The sequence below is a fragment of the Rhodoferax sp. GW821-FHT07G04 genome (assembly GCF_059418585.1).
On sequence record NZ_JBWKQD010000002.1, the window covers coordinates 710,035 to 725,809 of the forward strand.

Here is a 15,775-nt window from a genome sequence, read left to right on the forward strand (position 1 = left end):
CCCCCACCCCTATGCAACACACCACGGGAAACCAGACCCTGACCCTGACCGGCCTGCGTTTTGACGCCAACTTAGGGATTCTGGATTCGGAAAAAACGGCCCCGCAGCCCATCCAGGTGGATGCTGAGTTGAGCCTGGGCGTACAGCCCCTGTTGCCGCATGACGATGACATCCACCACGTGCTGGATTACCGCAAGGTGCGCCGCATCATCATCGACGAATGCACGGCCGAGCATGTGAACTTGCTGGAAAGCCTGATCGGCAAGCTGGCCCACCGCCTGATGCAACTGCCCGGCGTGCTGGGCGTTCGCGTCAAGATCGCCAAGCTGGAGATTTTTGACGATTGCGAAGTGGCGATACGGGTCGAAGCCGGCCAGTGGTAGCCGGCGTATTGGGCGCCTTGCGGCGGCGGATCACCGCAAGCACGCTCCGACGCACGGTGCTCTATGTGGCCTTGGCGGTCACCGTGTGGGGTGCTTATTACTACGTCGACTGGTTCTTGTTCTACGTGCGCCGCAACCACACCGTGCGCGATCTGGACAGCTACGCCTCGGCCTTGCGCCAGACTGGTCTACCCATGGAAGCTGCTGGCACACTGCAATACGATGGAGCGTCTATCCCGCTGTGGGTGGTCCGCAAACCCGCACTGCGGCCCGACAGCAAGACCGTATGTTTGATGGGCAGCATCCACGGCAATGAGCCCGCAGGCGCGCAGGCCGTGCTGGAGCTGGGCCGAGACATAGCCCGCCGTCCGCAGACCTACGCACAACTGAACTATGTGATGCTGCCCATGGCCAACCCCTGGGGCTGGGCCCGCGACCTGCGGCGCAATGCCGACAATGACGACATCGCTCGTGCGTTCGTCAACGGTGAGACGCAAGAAAGTCGTTTGGCGAAGTTAGTATTCACCCAAGCCCACTGCGACCTGTTTGTGGACTTGCACGAGGACCGATCCCACGCAGGTTTTTACCTGCTGGCCTATGCGCCACCCAATACCGCCGCCGTGCAGGCTGCCGTGGCCACGATTGCCAGCCAGTCCGGCATGGCCCACGCCCCCAAACCCGCGCAAGGTGTCTGGTCGGTGCCCGCGTCCGATTTCCCCGGCATACGCCTCACTACGGCCTCCCTGTGGGCCAGGGAGCATGGCGTGCCGCTGGCTTTCATAGTCGAGGTGCATGACGGGCATGACTTGGCGCAGCGGGTCAAGGTGCATGCCACCGCAGTGGAAGCATTGACACAATTGCTGGCAAACAGGCTCTGAGGCGGCACGTTGACCCCTGAAACACGAAAAAAGGGCCGGTGGCTTAAAATAGCGGCTTCCGTCCGCCGGCCCAGAGGGTGACACACCACACCCCATGTACTGGGCAGCAGGGTCCGCCGACGCAGGCTCAACCCCGCAGCATCTGCAAGCCCCGTAACCAAAGACCGTATGAACGCCATCCTTGAATCCGCCAACTGGGCCGAAACACTAGACGCCGCCGCCGAGCAACCCGCCAGCACGAACAGCGCAAAGATCGAGCGCGAAACCCACAAGCTCGAAAAACGCCTGTGCCGCCAAATGGGCCAGGCCATCATCGATTTCAACATGATCGAGGAAGGCGACCGCGTCATGGTCTGCATGTCCGGCGGCAAAGACAGCTACGGCATGCTGGACATTCTGATGAAGCTCAAGGCCCGCGCGCCGATCGACTTCACGCTGGTGGCCGTGAACCTGGACCAGAAGCAGCCCGGTTTTCCCGACCACATCCTGCCCGAATACCTGGCCAAGCTGGGCATCGAGTTCCACATCGAGACGCAAGACACCTATTCCATCGTCAAGAAGAACATCCCAGAAGGCAAGACCATGTGCAGCCTGTGCAGCCGCCTGCGCCGGGGCATCTTGTACAGCGTGGCGCGCCGGTTGAAGTGCAACAAGCTCGCGTTGGGCCACCACCGCGATGACATGCTGCAAACCTTCTTCCTGAACATGTTCTTCGGCGGCAAGTTGAAGGGCATGCCCCCCAAGCTGACCAGCGACAACGGCGAATTCATTGTCATCCGCCCGCTGGCCTATGTGGCCGAAAAAGACCTGATCCGCTGGGCAGCGCACCGCGCGTTTCCCATCATCCCCTGCACGCTATGCGGTAGCCAGGAGAACCTGCAGCGCAAGCAGATCGGCAATATGCTGCGCGACTGGGAGAAGCAATACCCCGGCCGTCTGGAGACCATGTTCACCGCCTTGCAAAACGTGGTGCCCTCACACCTGATGGACCACAGCCGGCACGACTTCAAGGGCATCCAGGCCACCGGCATACCCGACGCCAATGGCGATACCGCCTTCGACCACGAAGAGCCCACCGCGCCCGCACTGTCGGGCCTGCCTGGCCTGCAGGTCGTGGCAGCCTAAGCGAACGAGTGCAACCGATGACTGGCGCAACCCGCATCATCGCCATACGCCATGGCGAAACCGCATGGAATGTGGACACCCGCCTGCAAGGCCACCTGGACATCGGCCTGAACGCCCGAGGCCAGTGGCAGGCCCAGCGCGCCGGCCAGGCCTTGGCGGATGAGGACATTGCCGCCATCTACAGCAGTGACCTGTCACGCGCCTTCGCGACCGCCCAGGCTGTGGCCGACCATAACAAGCGTCCCACTGCACACGCCGTGCATGCGCACACCGGCCTGCGGGAGCGCGGCTTCGGCATTTTTGAGGGCCAGACCTACGCCCAGATCGCCACCGACTGGCCCGAAGAGTCGCGGCGCTGGCGCCAGCGTGACCCGCACTTTGCACCCCATGGCGGCGAGTCGTTGACCCAATTGCGCGAGCGCATCCGCCACACGGTTGATGCCATTGCGGCCCAGCACATCGGCGAGCAGATCGTGCTGGTGGCGCATGGCGGCGTCATGGATGCGCTCTACCGCATGGCCACCGGCCAGGGCGTCGAGGCACCCCGCACCTGGGAACTCGGCAATGCCGCGATCAACCGTCTGCTATGGACGCCCGATGGCCTGACCTTGATTGGCTGGGGCGATGTGCGGCACCTGGACGAGACTGCACTGGACGAGACCAGCGCTTAGACGCTGGCCACCCGCTCAAGCCCTAGACGGGCGGCTGTGCGACGGTACCCTTGAGGGCGCCGCTCTGCAGTTTCTTGCTCAGCATGGCAATGCCTGGGTCCTTGCTGTTGATGGCGCTCATGGTAGCCAACTGCTTGATGGCCGCGTCACGCTGGCCGTTGCGTGCGTAGGCCACACCCAGGTAGTAGTGCAATTCCTCAAAGCCGGTGGTCAGCGACACGGCCCGCTCCAGGGCACTGATAGCCGTGCCATTGCGCCCCTCGTTCATGGCAGCCATGCCAACGCCCATCCAGTAGTAGGGGTCTTCGTCCTGGCGTTTGGCCAGCAGTTCGGCATAGCGCTGCGCCTCGGCATGGCGTCCCTGCGCCACCAACAGGGTGCGCATGGCGCGCAGTGGCGCATAGTCGGGGCCACCTAGCGCGATGGCATGCTGCAGCAATTGCTCGGCACCGGTCATCAGGCCATGCTTGGCATACAACTGGGCCAGATTGCCATAGACGGGCGCGAACCCGGGTTCCATGGCGATGGCGGCCCGATAGTAAGCGTAGGCCCGCACATCGTCCTTTTGCACCAGGTATTCGCTGGCCCGATTGTTGTAGTAACGGGCCATGATGGCGTTTTCGGTCAGCCACTGGCCGGACCGACGCGAGCCCGCCTGGGGCTCGAAATCGATGATGAAGCTGCCAGCGCCAAAGGACTGGCCGTTGATCGTCACCTCCGTGGCGTGGCGCACCAGCACGTTGACATGGCCATTGATGAAGTCGACACCGTCGCGCCGGTCCATGGAGAAGGGCACCCGCACCTCCTGCATCTGGGCATTGATGCCCAGGTAGCGGGCCGAGGCATAGGCCAGGAGGGTTAGTGACAGGCAATCGCCCCGCTTGTTATGCCAGGTCTCCGACGCACCGGTGGTGTGGCCACTGGTATAGGACAGGCGTATGCCGTTGGGGCCATACAGCCGGGCCACCAGCAGGTCCAGGCGCACCTCGGTCGAGCGGGTCAGGCCGTCGTCCGCGCGCAGGTCGCGCACCACATCGGCGTCCAGCGCAAACAGCGATTCACGGGTTTCACTCACCAGGCTGGGCTGGTAGGAAAATGCCTGGTCCTGCCATAGATGGTCGGGCGCCGCAAGACTGGCACTCTGCCTGGGCGCAGCGCAGCCCCCCAAGCCCAGCACAACGGCCAACAACAACATCGCACACCGGCCTTTGCGAACCATGGCATCACCTCGGTAAAACAATATGTAGAACTCCCATGGCCAGTATGGTCATGGAAGTGGCATGGGTCAAGCGCATTGCATAGGCCTGCCTAGGGTTGCCCCGATATCAGCAAAGCGCCCGCTCGGTGAAAATTAAACCATGAGCAAAGTCATTGTTTTCGCCACACCCGTTTTTCTGCTGCTGATCGCACTGGAGCTGTTGTGGAGCCTCAGGCACAGCAGCCGCACCACAGGACAAACGCCGTACCGACTCAGTGATGCCATCAACAGCATCAGCCTGGGCATGCTCAGCCAGCTCACCGGCGTGCTGAGCAAGCTGTTCAGTATCGGCATCTATGTGCTGGCCTTCAATGCCCTGGCGCTATACCCCCATCTGGAGTTCTGGAGCACCTGGTACGGCATGCTGCTGGCCCTGGTGTTCTACGATTTCTGCTACTACTGGCTGCACCGTTTGGGCCACGAGGTGTCGCTGTTGTGGGCCGCCCATGTGGTACACCACCAAAGCCAGCAATACAACCTGACGACCGCGCTGCGCCAGACCTCCACCGGCTTTCTATTTGGCTGGGTCTTCTATCTGCCCATGGCGATCGCCGGTGTGCCGCCCACCGTCTTTGGCATCGTGGCGCTGATCGACCTGCTCTACCAATTCTGGGTGCACACCGAACAGATCGGCAAACTGGGATGGTTTGACCGCGTGTTCTGCTCACCCAGCAACCACCGCGTGCACCACGCGGTCAACGACCCGTATATCGACAAGAACTACGGTGGCATCCTGATCCTGTGGGACCGCCTGTTTGGCACTTTCGAGGAAGAAAAGGAAACCTGCGTCTACGGCACCCGCGGCCTGCTCAACAGTTGGGACCCGCTGTGGGCCAATGTGGACACCTACTGGACACTGGCCAAGGATTCCTGGCGCACCCCCGATTGGGGCGACAAGATCAAACTCTGGTTCAAGCCCCCAGGTTGGCAAAGCCCCGCCATGGCGCGCGCTAACCCCAAGCCAGCGTTCACACTGGCCGCGGTCACGCTGTACAACCCACCGCTCACCCGCTCGCAACAATGGTTTGCCAGCTTCCAGTTCTTGGCAGCCATGGCAGCCGTACTCGCGTTTCTGTGGCATGTGAACACACTGTCCTTCGCCGACAGCGCGATCTGGTGTGCCGCCATTGCATCCGGCCTGTGGGCGTCGGGGCATTTCCTGCAGGGCAGGCTGCACATGCTGGAAGTGCTGGTCGTGGAAAGCGGCGCGCTGGCCACCGTCGGCGCCTTGGGCCTGACGGATGGCTACATGGTCTTCAAACCCCTGACAATGGTGATTGCTATTGCTTTTGTAGCTGCCCGTGCATATTCCACGGGAGCTAGCGTCGGTTTCTCTGCAGAGCTTGCTCCTACGGGCGGGTCATTCAGCCGTTTTGATGCGCTGCTGGTCGCGGCCTTGGTGTTTTCGCTGGTCGGTGATGTGTTCCTGATGCTGCCCGGCAACTACTTCATCCCCGGCCTTGCCTCGTTCCTGGTGGCGCACCTGTTCTACATCGCACTGTTCCGCCAGGGCCAGGCCTGGTTCCCCAGCAAAAAGGCCTTGGTGGCTGTGCTGTCAGTGGGCGCCACCATGTACGCCATCATCTGGGGCGGCCTCAGCGACCCGGTGCTGAAGATTGCGGTGGCGGCTTATGTCAGCGTCATCGCGATGATGGCGGCACAGGCCATCGGCCGCGCCACCGCATCACCCGACGGCGCTGGTGCGGGCTGGGTAGCGTTGGGCGCCTGCGTATTCATGCTCAGCGATTCGCTGATCGCCATCAACAAATTCGTGACACCGGTGGAACTGTCATCGCTGTGGATTTTGGCGACTTACTATGCAGCACAGATGCTGATCGTGCACAACGCGCGCAAAGCGTGAGGGAAAGCTTTGGCGGGCGCTGTGCCCGACAATGCGGGGCATGCCCGGTCCCCTGATACCGCTCAACGAAGATGAGATCGACTTCTCCGCCATCCGCGCGCAGGGCGCCGGGGGACAAAACGTCAACAAGGTATCCAGCGCCGTCCACCTACGCTTCTCGATTCCTGCCTCGTCTCTACCCGACGCCATCAAGGCGCGCCTGCTGGCCCTGAGCGACCAGCGCATCACCGCAGACGGCGTGGTGGTCATCAAGGCTCAGACCACACGCAGCCAGGAGCAGAACAAGGCAGAGGCCATTGAGCGCCTGCAGGCCCTGGTGGACAGCGTGGCCGTGCTGCCCAAGCACCGCAAGGCCACAAAACCCACCAAAAGCTCGCAGCGCAAGCGGCTGGAGGGCAAAGCCGTGCGGGCGGATGTGAAGAAGCTGCGGGGAAAGGTGTCGGGCGGCGACTAACGTGCCGTTGCGCAACGCCGCAGATCGCCCATCTCGTCAGCCCGCACTCGCAAACCCAAACCGCACCAACGCAAAGCCCAGCGCGAACAGGTAGCCGTAGCTGAACTTGTCGATGCGCAGCACAGCCTGGCCGCGGCGTGCGCGCCAGGCTCCGATCGCGGCCATGCTCAGACCGGCAACGACGGGGGACAGTGCGGTATTGGCTATGCGCAGGCTCTTGTTGGTCATCAGGTAATCGGGGAAGGCCAGCAGACTCAGGCCACCCAAGACCGCTCCAAACAGTGCATAGGCAATGGCCGCCAGCCAGGGCGTGGGCTTCTTGCGAAAGGGCTCGGCCACCGAGTGCAGGCCGATCTCGATAAAAATCTGGCCAAAGAGTTGCAGCAGCAACTCGCCGAAAACGCTGAACAGGATTTCAAAAATGACTTCCATTGCCTGCTACCTTTTTAATAGCTGAGCGTGCAATATACCCGAGGGCTAGAGGCTGTTTCTTCCAATAGTACTCTGGGGAAATCAGCACCTCATTCGGCAAACAACCCACCCTCGGGCGCGTTGCGCGGCGCCACACCCAGGTGCCGGTAGGCCGCCAGCGTGGCGATGCGCCCGCGCGGCGTGCGTTGCAGGTAGCCCTGCTGTATCAGGTAGGGCTCGATGACGTCTTCAATGGTTTCGCGCTCTTCGCCGATGCTGGCCGCAATATTGTCCAGCCCCACCGGGCCGCCATCGAAGCGGTGGATCACGGCCTCCAGCAGCTTGCGGTCCATGACATCAAAGCCTTGGGGGTCCACGTCCAGCATGGCCAGCGCGCGGTTGGCCATGTCCAGCGTGATGTGGCCGCTGCCCTTCACATCCGCATAGTCGCGCACGCGGCGCAGCAGGCGGTTGGCGATGCGCGGTGTGCCGCGCGAGCGGCGGGCGATCTCGAAGCCGCCATCGGCATCCATGGGCGCGTTCAGCAGGCCCGCGCTGCGCTTGACGATGCGTGCCAACTCCTCGGCGGTATAAAACTCCAGCCGCGCCACGATGCCGAAGCGGTCACGCAGCGGATTGGTCAGCATGCCGGCGCGCGTGGTGGCCCCCACCAGCGTGAAGGGTTGCAGATCCAACTTGATGGAGCGCGCAGCCGGCCCCTCGCCGATCATGATGTCGATCTTGTAGTCTTCCAGCGCGGGGTACAAGATTTCTTCGACCACCGGACTCAAGCGGTGAATCTCGTCAATGAAGAGCACATCGTTCTTTTCCAGATTGGTCAAGAGCGCGGCCAGATCCTTGGGTTTTTCCAACACGGGGCCGCTGGTCTGGCGCAAGTTGACACCCAGCTCGGCAGCCACGATATGAGAGAGTGTGGTCTTGCCCAGGCCGGGCGGGCCAAACAGCAGCACATGGTCCAGCGCCTCGCCGCGCATCTTGGCGGCGCTGATGAAAATTTCCAACTGCTCGCGGATCTTGGCCTGGCCTACGTACTCGTCCAGCAGCTTGGGCCGCAGCGCGCGTTCGATCGCCTCTTCCTGGGGCGACGTAGGGGCGCTGGACACCATGCGTTTGGAAGGTGGGGCGGCAAAGTCGTCGGTTTGGATGCTCACGGCGGGTATGGCTTCTTGCGGAAGGTAGAGGGGCGGATGCACACTATAGCGCTCGCCCGCATGCGCTTGACCCCGGCAACGGCACCGATTCAAGTTACGGCCCGGTCAAGCCGATACGATGGAGGCAAGCCTGCGCCCTTGGGTGTGGGTGATGGCATTTCGCAGCTAGCAAAGGCACGCCCACGCATGAACCCACAGCACAACACCGCCTCCCGCCTTGCCGCCGCGCTACGCCCGGTGCTGGCCGCCGCCCTGGGGTTTGGGCTGTGTGGTGGCGCCGGCGCTGCCGACCATGGGGCGGCTCCCGCCGCGCCAGCCGCATCGGCAGCCGCACCCACGGCATCGACACCGGTCAAGGCTGCATCCCAAGAAAGTCCCGCACCCGCCACGGCGAGCAAAACGGCCCCAGTGGAAAGCCTACCCACCGCCAGCGGCAACCCCATGGCCGAAAAAATCCGCGCGGCCCTGGCTGGCACCGTGGTCAATAGCAAGAAGATGACGGTGATCGTGGAAGAGAAGGGCCCGCCGCCACCGAGGACCAGCGCCGGCAGTTCAACCGCTGCCGCACGCGCCCTGAGCAGCCAGCACTACAAGCAAGCCCGAGCCGCAGCTGTCGCGGGTCACGGTGCGGAGGCCCCGGCCGTGCAGGGCTCTGCCTCGGCAGCGTCCGGCCATGGCGGTGGCGAGGTCCACTGGGCCTATGAGGGCGATACCGGCCCGCAAGCCTGGGGCAAGCTCAAGCCCGACTTCGGCACCTGCGCCAGCGGCAAGCGCCAGTCCCCCATCAACATCGAAGACGGGGCCACCTTGCAAGGCCCGGCCGAGGCTGTGCAGTTTGCGTACACGCCCAGCAATGGCACGGTGGTCAACAACGGCCACACGATCCAAGTGGATGTGCAGGGCGAGAACGCCATCACCGTGCGCGGCTCCACCTACCGGCTGCTGCAATTCCACTTCCACACCCCGTCCGAGGAACAGATCAACTCCCGGCGCTTCCCGATGGTGGCGCACCTGGTGCACAAGAACAGCGAGGGCCAGTTGGCCGTGGTGGCGGTGCTGCTGGACGAGGGCGTAGCCAGCCCCTTCATCGACAAGGTGTGGACCTATATGCCGCTGGACGCCAACGACCGCGTGCGCATGCCGGCCGGCCTGCTGAATGTCAGCGAACTGCTGCCAACCGACCAGCGCTACTACCAGTTCATGGGCTCGCTGACCACGCCGCCCTGCTCCGAAGGCGTGCTGTGGATGGTGCTGAAGAAGCCCGTGACGATCAGCAAGGGGCAGTACAGGCTGTTTACCCAGCTGTACCCCAATAATGCACGCCCGGTGCAGGCGCTCAATGGACGGGCGGTGCGGGAGGCGCAGTAAGCGCATGGCTCGCAGGCGTTGAAAGGGCCGTTTGACGGCGCTCGGCGATAGGACGATACTTTCTGCGGGAGAGCAGCTGAAACGGCTCATCCAGGGACTGCCAGGGCAGACCAAAGGTACTGGGGCTCTTGCGGCGTGGGACGTTTCACCATCAGGAGTCACTGCCATGGGGTGGATCACTTCTTCTTGCAGTTGTACCAACCGTTGCCTGGCGTACTGCATCGCCGGCCTGTTATCGGTCTGGTGTCATGCCAGCGCACTGGCGGTTGTGGTGAGCGGAGACGCTTTGCGGTGCACCACCAATGTTTCCGTTGCCCCGGTGCTGCGCTCCGACATTGCGGCGGAGCAGTTGGGCGCGCTCAACCTGACGTGCTCCGGCGGCCCCAGCAGTGGAGGCACCAGCGACATTACCCTGCTGGTGGATGGCGCAGTTCCCAATAGCGGTTCGGCCGGTGCGCCCTTGCTCACCATCAGCTATGACCAGTGCAGCCACCTGGGCAACTCCATCCTGTGCCCGCCGGGTGTGGCGGCGGGCTCCAATAGCCTGTTCTTTGACGGCTCTGGCAATATCGTCTTTCCAGGCCCGGTGACGGTGGCTCCCGGCAACATATTTCCGTACACCCCGCCTGCGTCTTTTTCCGGCACGCTGCGCATCAATGCGGTGTCGTGGCTGGGTGTTCCGATAGACCCGCCCGGCAAGACCACCAATCGTGCTATCCGCATCACCAATGTGCGCGCCAATGCCACACTGCTCGGCGCCAGCCCCACGAGCAACCTACCGATATTTGGCAGTCTCAGCGCGTCCAACAGTCTCATCAGCTTCACACCGCCCACTTCGCTAGTCCCCGGCACCGACAAGCTGTTGCTGGGCGTCGCTATGCCCATCACCAGCAGTAGCGATGGATTCTGCGAGTCCCCGCTGGTCATCAGCAACGGCGTCACGCCCTTCGCACTGGTGCGCCAGGCGGCCGTGGGTGGCACCAATTACGACGCCATCCTTACCCTGAACAGCACGCTGACGACCTTGGATCTTTTTGCCTACACGCCGTCCATGCCCGGCAGTTGCCGGGGCAATTCCATCTTCAACCCGGCCAACGGGGCACTGGATCTACAGCGCATTAGCTTCCAGGGAACTGACTTCTGGGGCCAGGCGGACCGCTCCAGCAGCGGCAGCTTCATCAACCTGCGCTACGGCACGGGCACCATGCCCGCGCGTTGATAGTGGCTACCGCTTATTTGGCCAGCGCCCGCAACGCCAGCTTGATGCCGTCGCTGACACCCACGTCAGCCGGCAAGGCCTTGAGTGCGGCAGCGGCCTCCTTGTCGCTGTAGCCCAGCGCCAGCAAGGCTTGCAGAATGTCGGCCTGGGCATCGTTGGCCACCGCAGCGGTGGCACCGATATCGGCACCGAGCTTGCCCTTGAGTTCCAGCAGCAGGCGCTCGGCTGTCTTCTTGCCAATACCCGGCACCTTGATCAGGCGGCCCGCCTCTTGCAGCGTCACCGCTTGCGACAGCTCGCCCACACTCATGCCCGACAACACGGAGAGCGCAGTGCGTGGGCCGACACCGGAAATCTTGATCAGTTCGCGGAACGCGGCACGCTCGGCCTCGATGGCAAAGCCGTACAAAATCTGCGCGTCCTCACGCACCACAAAATGCGTCAGCAGTGACACCCTTTCACCGCTGACCGGCAGGTTATAGAAGGTGCTCATGGGCACCTGCACCTCATACCCCACACCGCCACAATCCACCAACACTTGGGGCGGATTTTTGTCGCTGAGAATGCCTGTGAGTTTGCCGATCATCGTGTGCCCTGGGTTGTTTGCGGTTTGTTGCCTATGATGGGGGCCTTTTCCTGGCCCCCTCTTATCTCTCTGACCGGAATTATCAGCTTGATCCTCCGACACACTTTCAAACCGCTGAACAACAACCGCCTGTCCCATCTGTGCGGCCCGACCGATGAGCATCTGCGCACCATCGAAACGGCGCTGGACATCCGCATCGCCCACCGGCACGAACAGTTCAAGATCGAAGGCCCCAAGGCCAAGGCCCAGCGGGGCATGGACCTGATACAGGCGCTGTACGAGATCGCGGCCAAACCCATCAGCACAGTAACCGTGCAGTTGATGTTGTCGGGCGACGGTTCGGCCGATGCCGGCGAGGGCCCCAGCCTGACCACGCGCCGCGCCGACCTGAAGCCCCGCAGCAAGAACCAGGCGCTGTACCTGGACAATATTGCCGAGCACGACATCACCTTCGGCATCGGCCCCGCCGGTACGGGCAAGACCTACCTGGCCGTGGCCGCCGCGGTGGATGCCCTGCAGCGCAGTGCCGTGCAGCGCATCATCCTGACCCGCCCAGCGGTGGAAGCCGGTGAACGCCTGGGCTTTCTGCCTGGCGATTTGAACCAGAAGGTCGACCCCTATCTGCGCCCCCTCTACGACGCGCTGTACGACCTGATGGGCTATGACCAGGTGCACAAGGCCTTTGAGAAGCAGCAGTTGGAGATCGCGCCACTGGGCTTCATGCGTGGGCGCACGCTGAACAACGCTTTCGTCATCCTGGACGAGGCGCAGAACACCACGCCCGAGCAGATGAAGATGTTCTTGACCCGCATAGGCTTTGGTGCCAAGGCCGTCATCACCGGCGACCTGACCCAGATCGACCTGCCCCGGGCCCAGCTCAGCGGCCTGGTCGATGCCGAACGGGTGCTGCGCCGGGTCAGCGGCATTGCCATCACGCGCCTGACCAGCGCCGATATCGTGCGCCACCCGCTGGTGGCCCGCGTGGTAGACGCCTATGACGCAGCGCGCAAGGACGAACTACCATCCATCACCATTCCCGATGACGGCGAAGAGGCCGCATTGCCCCGCATGGGCCTGCCCAAGCTGCGCACACCTGGCCGCCGCGCTGCCGCCAAATCCTGATTCCCCGACAGAACAAACAACCACCGCCACCATGCTGCCCGAACTCACACTATCCCTGCAATTCAGCGGCGTCGCAAAACCCGACAAGCACCGCGCCGCCCTGCCCCGCCATATGGTCAAGAAGTGGATACGCCATGCGCTGCAGACGGATGCCGAAATCACGGTGCGCATCGTCGACGCCGAAGAAGGCCAGGCGCTGAACCGCGAGTACCGCAAAAAAGACTACGCCACCAATGTGCTGACCTTTGACTATACGCAAGAGCCCGTCGTCAGCGCCGACCTGGTGCTGTGCGCACCAGTCGTGGCCGCCGAGGCCAAGGAACAGAAAAAGACGCTACAGGCCCACTACGCCCACCTGATCGTGCACGGCACGCTGCACGCCCAGGGCTGGGACCATGAGCTGGACGAGGACGCACAGGTAATGGAACTGCGCGAGAGCGAGATCATGGCAAGGCTGGGGTTCAAGAACCCCTACTAGGCATCAATTCAGCGGGATAACCGTAAATCGCTGGGCCAGCGACTGCACCGTACTGCCACGGTACCAAGCCGAATTCCCAATTTGCCAAGCCAGCTTGTTGGCATAAGCGGCAGGCACAGGCTCCAGAACCGGCTGGGCGACCAGCAACCAACGGGATCCACCTACCGCGGCAGAGTAGGTCGCGGTTCCGTCGGAAGAAATAGACAAGGTGCCGGGAATCGCTTCCTGTGCAATCGCAATAACCAAGCCCGTGGGGTCCAAAAAGGCCCCGCGCATCAATTGGGCATTTCCAGCGCCATCGTTGAAGACATAACCATTGCTGGCATTCGTGAAGCCTGCCCCGCCGCCCTGATTGCGACTCACATAGAAGTCTGGACGCAAGACAAAGGTTTGGTTGTTGGCAGCATACGTAGCCACGCCATCCGCACTCAGGGCCACCGACGCACCTGAACCGGTGGCAGCAACGACCGTGCCCAGTGCTGCCATGTTGTAGACCGCAGGGGCGATATCAAAACTACCGCAACTGGTTACCAGGCTAGCCCGGTTGCTGCCCGAGAAGTACAACCCCGGCGCGCGCGATGTGTCGGTGTTGGCCGATAAGGGGTAGAACGACAAATAGCGTCCATCCTTGAGGTCGATACTGGCCACGCCATATGCGTCCTGCCCGAGATACACCGCCTGACCGAGCCCTGCAAAGCTCTTGACCGCATTGAGCATACAGGTCGTCATCGTCGGCCCCTGACCCTGGCTGAGATTCACCGTCGTGGGTTGCGTGCCTATGCCGTTGGTGGGGGTTGGAGTCTGGTTGGGAATGGGTGGGGTTGCCGCAGTGACCTCCAGCGTCGCGGTGGCGGTTGTTGTGCCTCCAGCGATATAGGCGGCGGACGTGGTCACCGAGTTGGTCTTGGTGCCCACCGAGGTTGCCGTGACATTGACGGAGAACGAACAATTACTGGGCGAAGGCATATTGATGCCCGCCAGCGTGATGCTGCCGCTACCCGGGCTGGCCGTGAGGATGCCGATGTTGTTCGCACCGCCATTGGCGTAGGAACAGCTGATGGCCGAAGCCCCACTGGGCGTAGACACGACCAATCCAGCCGGCAAGGTGTCCGTGAACCCAAAGGAATTGGTGTTTTGCCCCCCGACATTGTTCAGGGACAGATTGAACGTCAGGCTCGTGCTGCCATTGAGCGGAATGCTGGATGCACCAAAGGATTTGGTGAAGGTCAAGACGGACGGCGTGCCCGCAAACGCGCCTGTGGAGCCCAGTAGCAGGCACATGGACGCAAACAAAAACACCATCCGGCGAACAAACCGTGTCATGGGGCACCTCCTACCGTGTGGACAACAATTGTTGGAACCAAGGACCGACAAATTCTCTCTGCATTATTGGGACAGCACAACACCGCCCGCCCATATTGCACAGGTGACGCTCAACGCCGCCGCCCCTGCTTGCGCCGCCCACCCTTGCCCTTTGCGCCGGCCTGCGTTTTCAGCGCCACAAACGGCAAGCCCAGCAGCGCCAGCAGGCGCAAGGATGGGCCCGACCGTTCGGCGATGCCCAGACGCATGTCCCCGCACCCTTGTTCAGGTTGCGCGCAATAGCTGCGAAACAAGCGATCCCACCAGGGGAAGACCAGTCCAAAGTTGGAGTTGCCCTCGTCCATCCGCTCGGAGTGGTGCACCGCATGCATGTCGGGCGTTACCAACAGCATCCGCAGCCACGCATCCACCGCGGGCGGGAGCACCAGATTGGCGTGGCAAAACAGCGCATGCAGTTGCTGCAATGCACCGTATATCAGGATGGAAAACAGCGGCAGGCCCAAGGCGGCAAACAAGGCCACCAGCAGAAACGCATTGGCAAAGACCTCCAGGGGGTGGTGTCGGATCGCCGTGGATGCATCCACGGATGTATCACTGTGGTGGATCTTGTGCAAACGCCACCACCAGGGAATGTAGTGCGAGGCCACGTGCAGCGCATACTGCAGGGCGTCAATCAATAGCACGCCCAGGGTGACCTTGACCCAGGATGGCCAAGCCATGGCCGCCAAGCCGCCCCACCCACCCATACCACCCCATTGGATGGCCAAGGCACTCAGTGGGTCAAACGCCAGTAGCATGCACGCCGTAGTGAGCAGATAAATGCCCAGGTTGGTCATCCAACGGGACTTTCTGTCGGCCCGCAGGGGCCTGCGGGGCCGACGCAACTCGAACCCCGCGAAAAGAAGCAGCCCGGTCGCCAAAGCCCCCTGGGTTATGGGCTCGATGTACTGCAGAAGAAGGTTGAGCAAGGGCATGGAATCCGGGAATCGTAACTGCGTCAGCCAGGGTCTCGGCGCAGTTGTACGTCTTCCCCCACCCATTGCCCATAGGGGGCATAGACCTCAGCCAACGCCACTGCATAAATGGCCGGCAATTCGTAGCTGTGCAAGTCCTTGATCGCAGCCTCCACCGCCGCGTACTGCGTATCCAGGGTTTTGAAGGTGATGCGGAATTCCACTTCGTTCTGCACCGCACCGTCCCAGGTGTAGAAGCTCTCGATCTCTTCGATCTGGGCACAGGCCGCCAGCTTGCGCTCCAGCAGTGCCTGCGCCATCGCCCGTGCCTCGGCGCGGTTGCCAACGGTTGTGATCACGGCAATGGGTTCCATACAGTTTTCGTCTTCGGGCCAATCCGTGACATTGTTCACACTTCCTGCCGGGGCTTAGTCCGTTCGGACTATTTACCATCCAGGCCGCAGCCCCTACAGTCCAGCTACAAATTATTACATTTGGTTTCAACCGGGACTT

17 protein-coding genes are annotated in these 15,775 nt (G+C 62.4%); 10 read left to right on the top strand and 7 right to left on the bottom strand.

The genetic code is table 11. The annotated features are described in order from the left end of the window. Nucleotides 1-11: 11 nt before the first annotated feature. The 4 genes from AC07OO_RS12450 to AC07OO_RS12465 all read left to right on the top strand — a co-directional run bounded on the left by AC07OO_RS12450 (nt 12) and on the right by AC07OO_RS12465 (nt 3,057). On the top strand, nt 12-383 hold the full coding sequence (locus AC07OO_RS12450) for a dihydroneopterin aldolase (protein ID WP_495082424.1): 372 nt from the start codon (nt 12-14) through the stop codon (nt 381-383). Next, complete coding sequence (locus tag AC07OO_RS12455; RefSeq protein ID WP_495082425.1) at nt 377-1,261, top strand: M14 family metallopeptidase; 885 nt, start codon at nt 377-379, stop codon at nt 1,259-1,261. Before AC07OO_RS12450 ends, AC07OO_RS12455 begins: the two co-directional genes overlap by 7 nt. A gap of 168 nt (nt 1,262-1,429) precedes the next feature. Beyond that, complete coding sequence (ttcA, locus tag AC07OO_RS12460; RefSeq protein ID WP_495082426.1) at nt 1,430-2,386, top strand: tRNA 2-thiocytidine(32) synthetase TtcA; 957 nt, start codon at nt 1,430-1,432, stop codon at nt 2,384-2,386. Nucleotides 2,387-2,403: 17 nt separating this feature from the next. Next, entirely contained in the window at nt 2,404-3,057 is a 654-nt protein-coding gene (locus AC07OO_RS12465) for a histidine phosphatase family protein (RefSeq protein ID WP_495082427.1), read from the top strand. Nucleotides 3,058-3,079: 22 nt separating this feature from the next. On the opposite strand, the gene AC07OO_RS12470 is transcribed toward AC07OO_RS12465, so the two are convergent. After that, entirely contained in the window at nt 3,080-4,276 is a 1,197-nt protein-coding gene (locus AC07OO_RS12470) for a tetratricopeptide repeat protein (protein ID WP_495082428.1), read from the bottom strand. Nucleotides 4,277-4,415: 139 nt separating this feature from the next. Between AC07OO_RS12470 and AC07OO_RS12475 the strand changes: the two genes are divergently transcribed. Then, nucleotides 4,416-6,176, top strand: coding sequence for a lysoplasmalogenase family protein (locus AC07OO_RS12475; protein ID WP_495082429.1), 1,761 nt, complete (start codon nt 4,416-4,418; stop codon nt 6,174-6,176). A 40-nt stretch (nt 6,177-6,216) separates the two neighbouring features. Further along, entirely contained in the window at nt 6,217-6,630 is a 414-nt protein-coding gene (arfB, locus tag AC07OO_RS12480; RefSeq protein WP_495082430.1) for an alternative ribosome rescue aminoacyl-tRNA hydrolase ArfB, read from the top strand. Nucleotides 6,631-6,666: 36 nt separating this feature from the next. Here arfB and AC07OO_RS12485 read toward each other — a convergent pair whose 3' ends face one another. Next, nucleotides 6,667-7,062, bottom strand: coding sequence for a hypothetical protein (locus AC07OO_RS12485; protein ID WP_495082431.1), 396 nt, complete (start codon nt 7,060-7,062; stop codon nt 6,667-6,669). 89 nt (nt 7,063-7,151) lie between these two features. Next, the gene (gene ruvB, locus AC07OO_RS12490) at nt 7,152-8,213 is read right to left on the bottom strand and encodes a Holliday junction branch migration DNA helicase RuvB (protein ID WP_495082432.1); all 1,062 of its coding nucleotides are present in this window, start codon (nt 8,211-8,213) and stop codon (nt 7,152-7,154) included. Nucleotides 8,214-8,399: 186 nt separating this feature from the next. Between ruvB and AC07OO_RS12495 the strand changes: the two genes are divergently transcribed. Together AC07OO_RS12495 and AC07OO_RS12500 are read left to right on the top strand one after the other, a co-directional pair. Beyond that, nucleotides 8,400-9,581 (top strand): carbonic anhydrase, encoded by a 1,182-nt coding sequence (locus AC07OO_RS12495; RefSeq protein WP_495082433.1) that lies wholly within the window; start codon nt 8,400-8,402, stop codon nt 9,579-9,581. A 166-nt stretch (nt 9,582-9,747) separates the two neighbouring features. Further along, entirely contained in the window at nt 9,748-10,800 is a 1,053-nt protein-coding gene (locus AC07OO_RS12500) for a hypothetical protein (protein ID WP_495082434.1), read from the top strand. Between the two features lie 13 nt (nt 10,801-10,813). On the opposite strand, the gene ruvA is transcribed toward AC07OO_RS12500, so the two are convergent. Then, nucleotides 10,814-11,386 (bottom strand): Holliday junction branch migration protein RuvA, encoded by a 573-nt coding sequence (ruvA, locus tag AC07OO_RS12505; protein WP_495082435.1) that lies wholly within the window; start codon nt 11,384-11,386, stop codon nt 10,814-10,816. 87 nt (nt 11,387-11,473) lie between these two features. Here ruvA and AC07OO_RS12510 point away from each other — a divergent pair, with 87 nt between their 5' ends. Both AC07OO_RS12510 and ybeY read left to right on the top strand, forming a co-directional pair. Further along, the gene (locus AC07OO_RS12510) at nt 11,474-12,508 is read left to right on the top strand and encodes a PhoH family protein (RefSeq protein WP_495082436.1); all 1,035 of its coding nucleotides are present in this window, start codon (nt 11,474-11,476) and stop codon (nt 12,506-12,508) included. 31 nt (nt 12,509-12,539) lie between these two features. Then, complete coding sequence (gene ybeY / locus AC07OO_RS12515) at nt 12,540-12,986, top strand: rRNA maturation RNase YbeY (RefSeq protein ID WP_495082437.1); 447 nt, start codon at nt 12,540-12,542, stop codon at nt 12,984-12,986. A 3-nt stretch (nt 12,987-12,989) separates the two neighbouring features. Here ybeY and AC07OO_RS12520 read toward each other — a convergent pair whose 3' ends face one another. The 3 genes from AC07OO_RS12520 to cutA form a co-directional block, all read right to left on the bottom strand. Further along, nucleotides 12,990-14,309 (bottom strand): DUF7933 domain-containing protein, encoded by a 1,320-nt coding sequence (locus AC07OO_RS12520; protein ID WP_495082438.1) that lies wholly within the window; start codon nt 14,307-14,309, stop codon nt 12,990-12,992. 110 nt (nt 14,310-14,419) lie between these two features. Continuing rightward, entirely contained in the window at nt 14,420-15,277 is an 858-nt protein-coding gene (locus AC07OO_RS12525; RefSeq protein ID WP_495082439.1) for a sterol desaturase family protein, read from the bottom strand. A gap of 29 nt (nt 15,278-15,306) precedes the next feature. After that, on the bottom strand, nt 15,307-15,636 hold the full coding sequence (gene cutA, locus AC07OO_RS12530) for a divalent-cation tolerance protein CutA (RefSeq protein WP_495082440.1): 330 nt from the start codon (nt 15,634-15,636) through the stop codon (nt 15,307-15,309). Between the last annotated feature and the right edge of the window lie 139 nt (nt 15,637-15,775).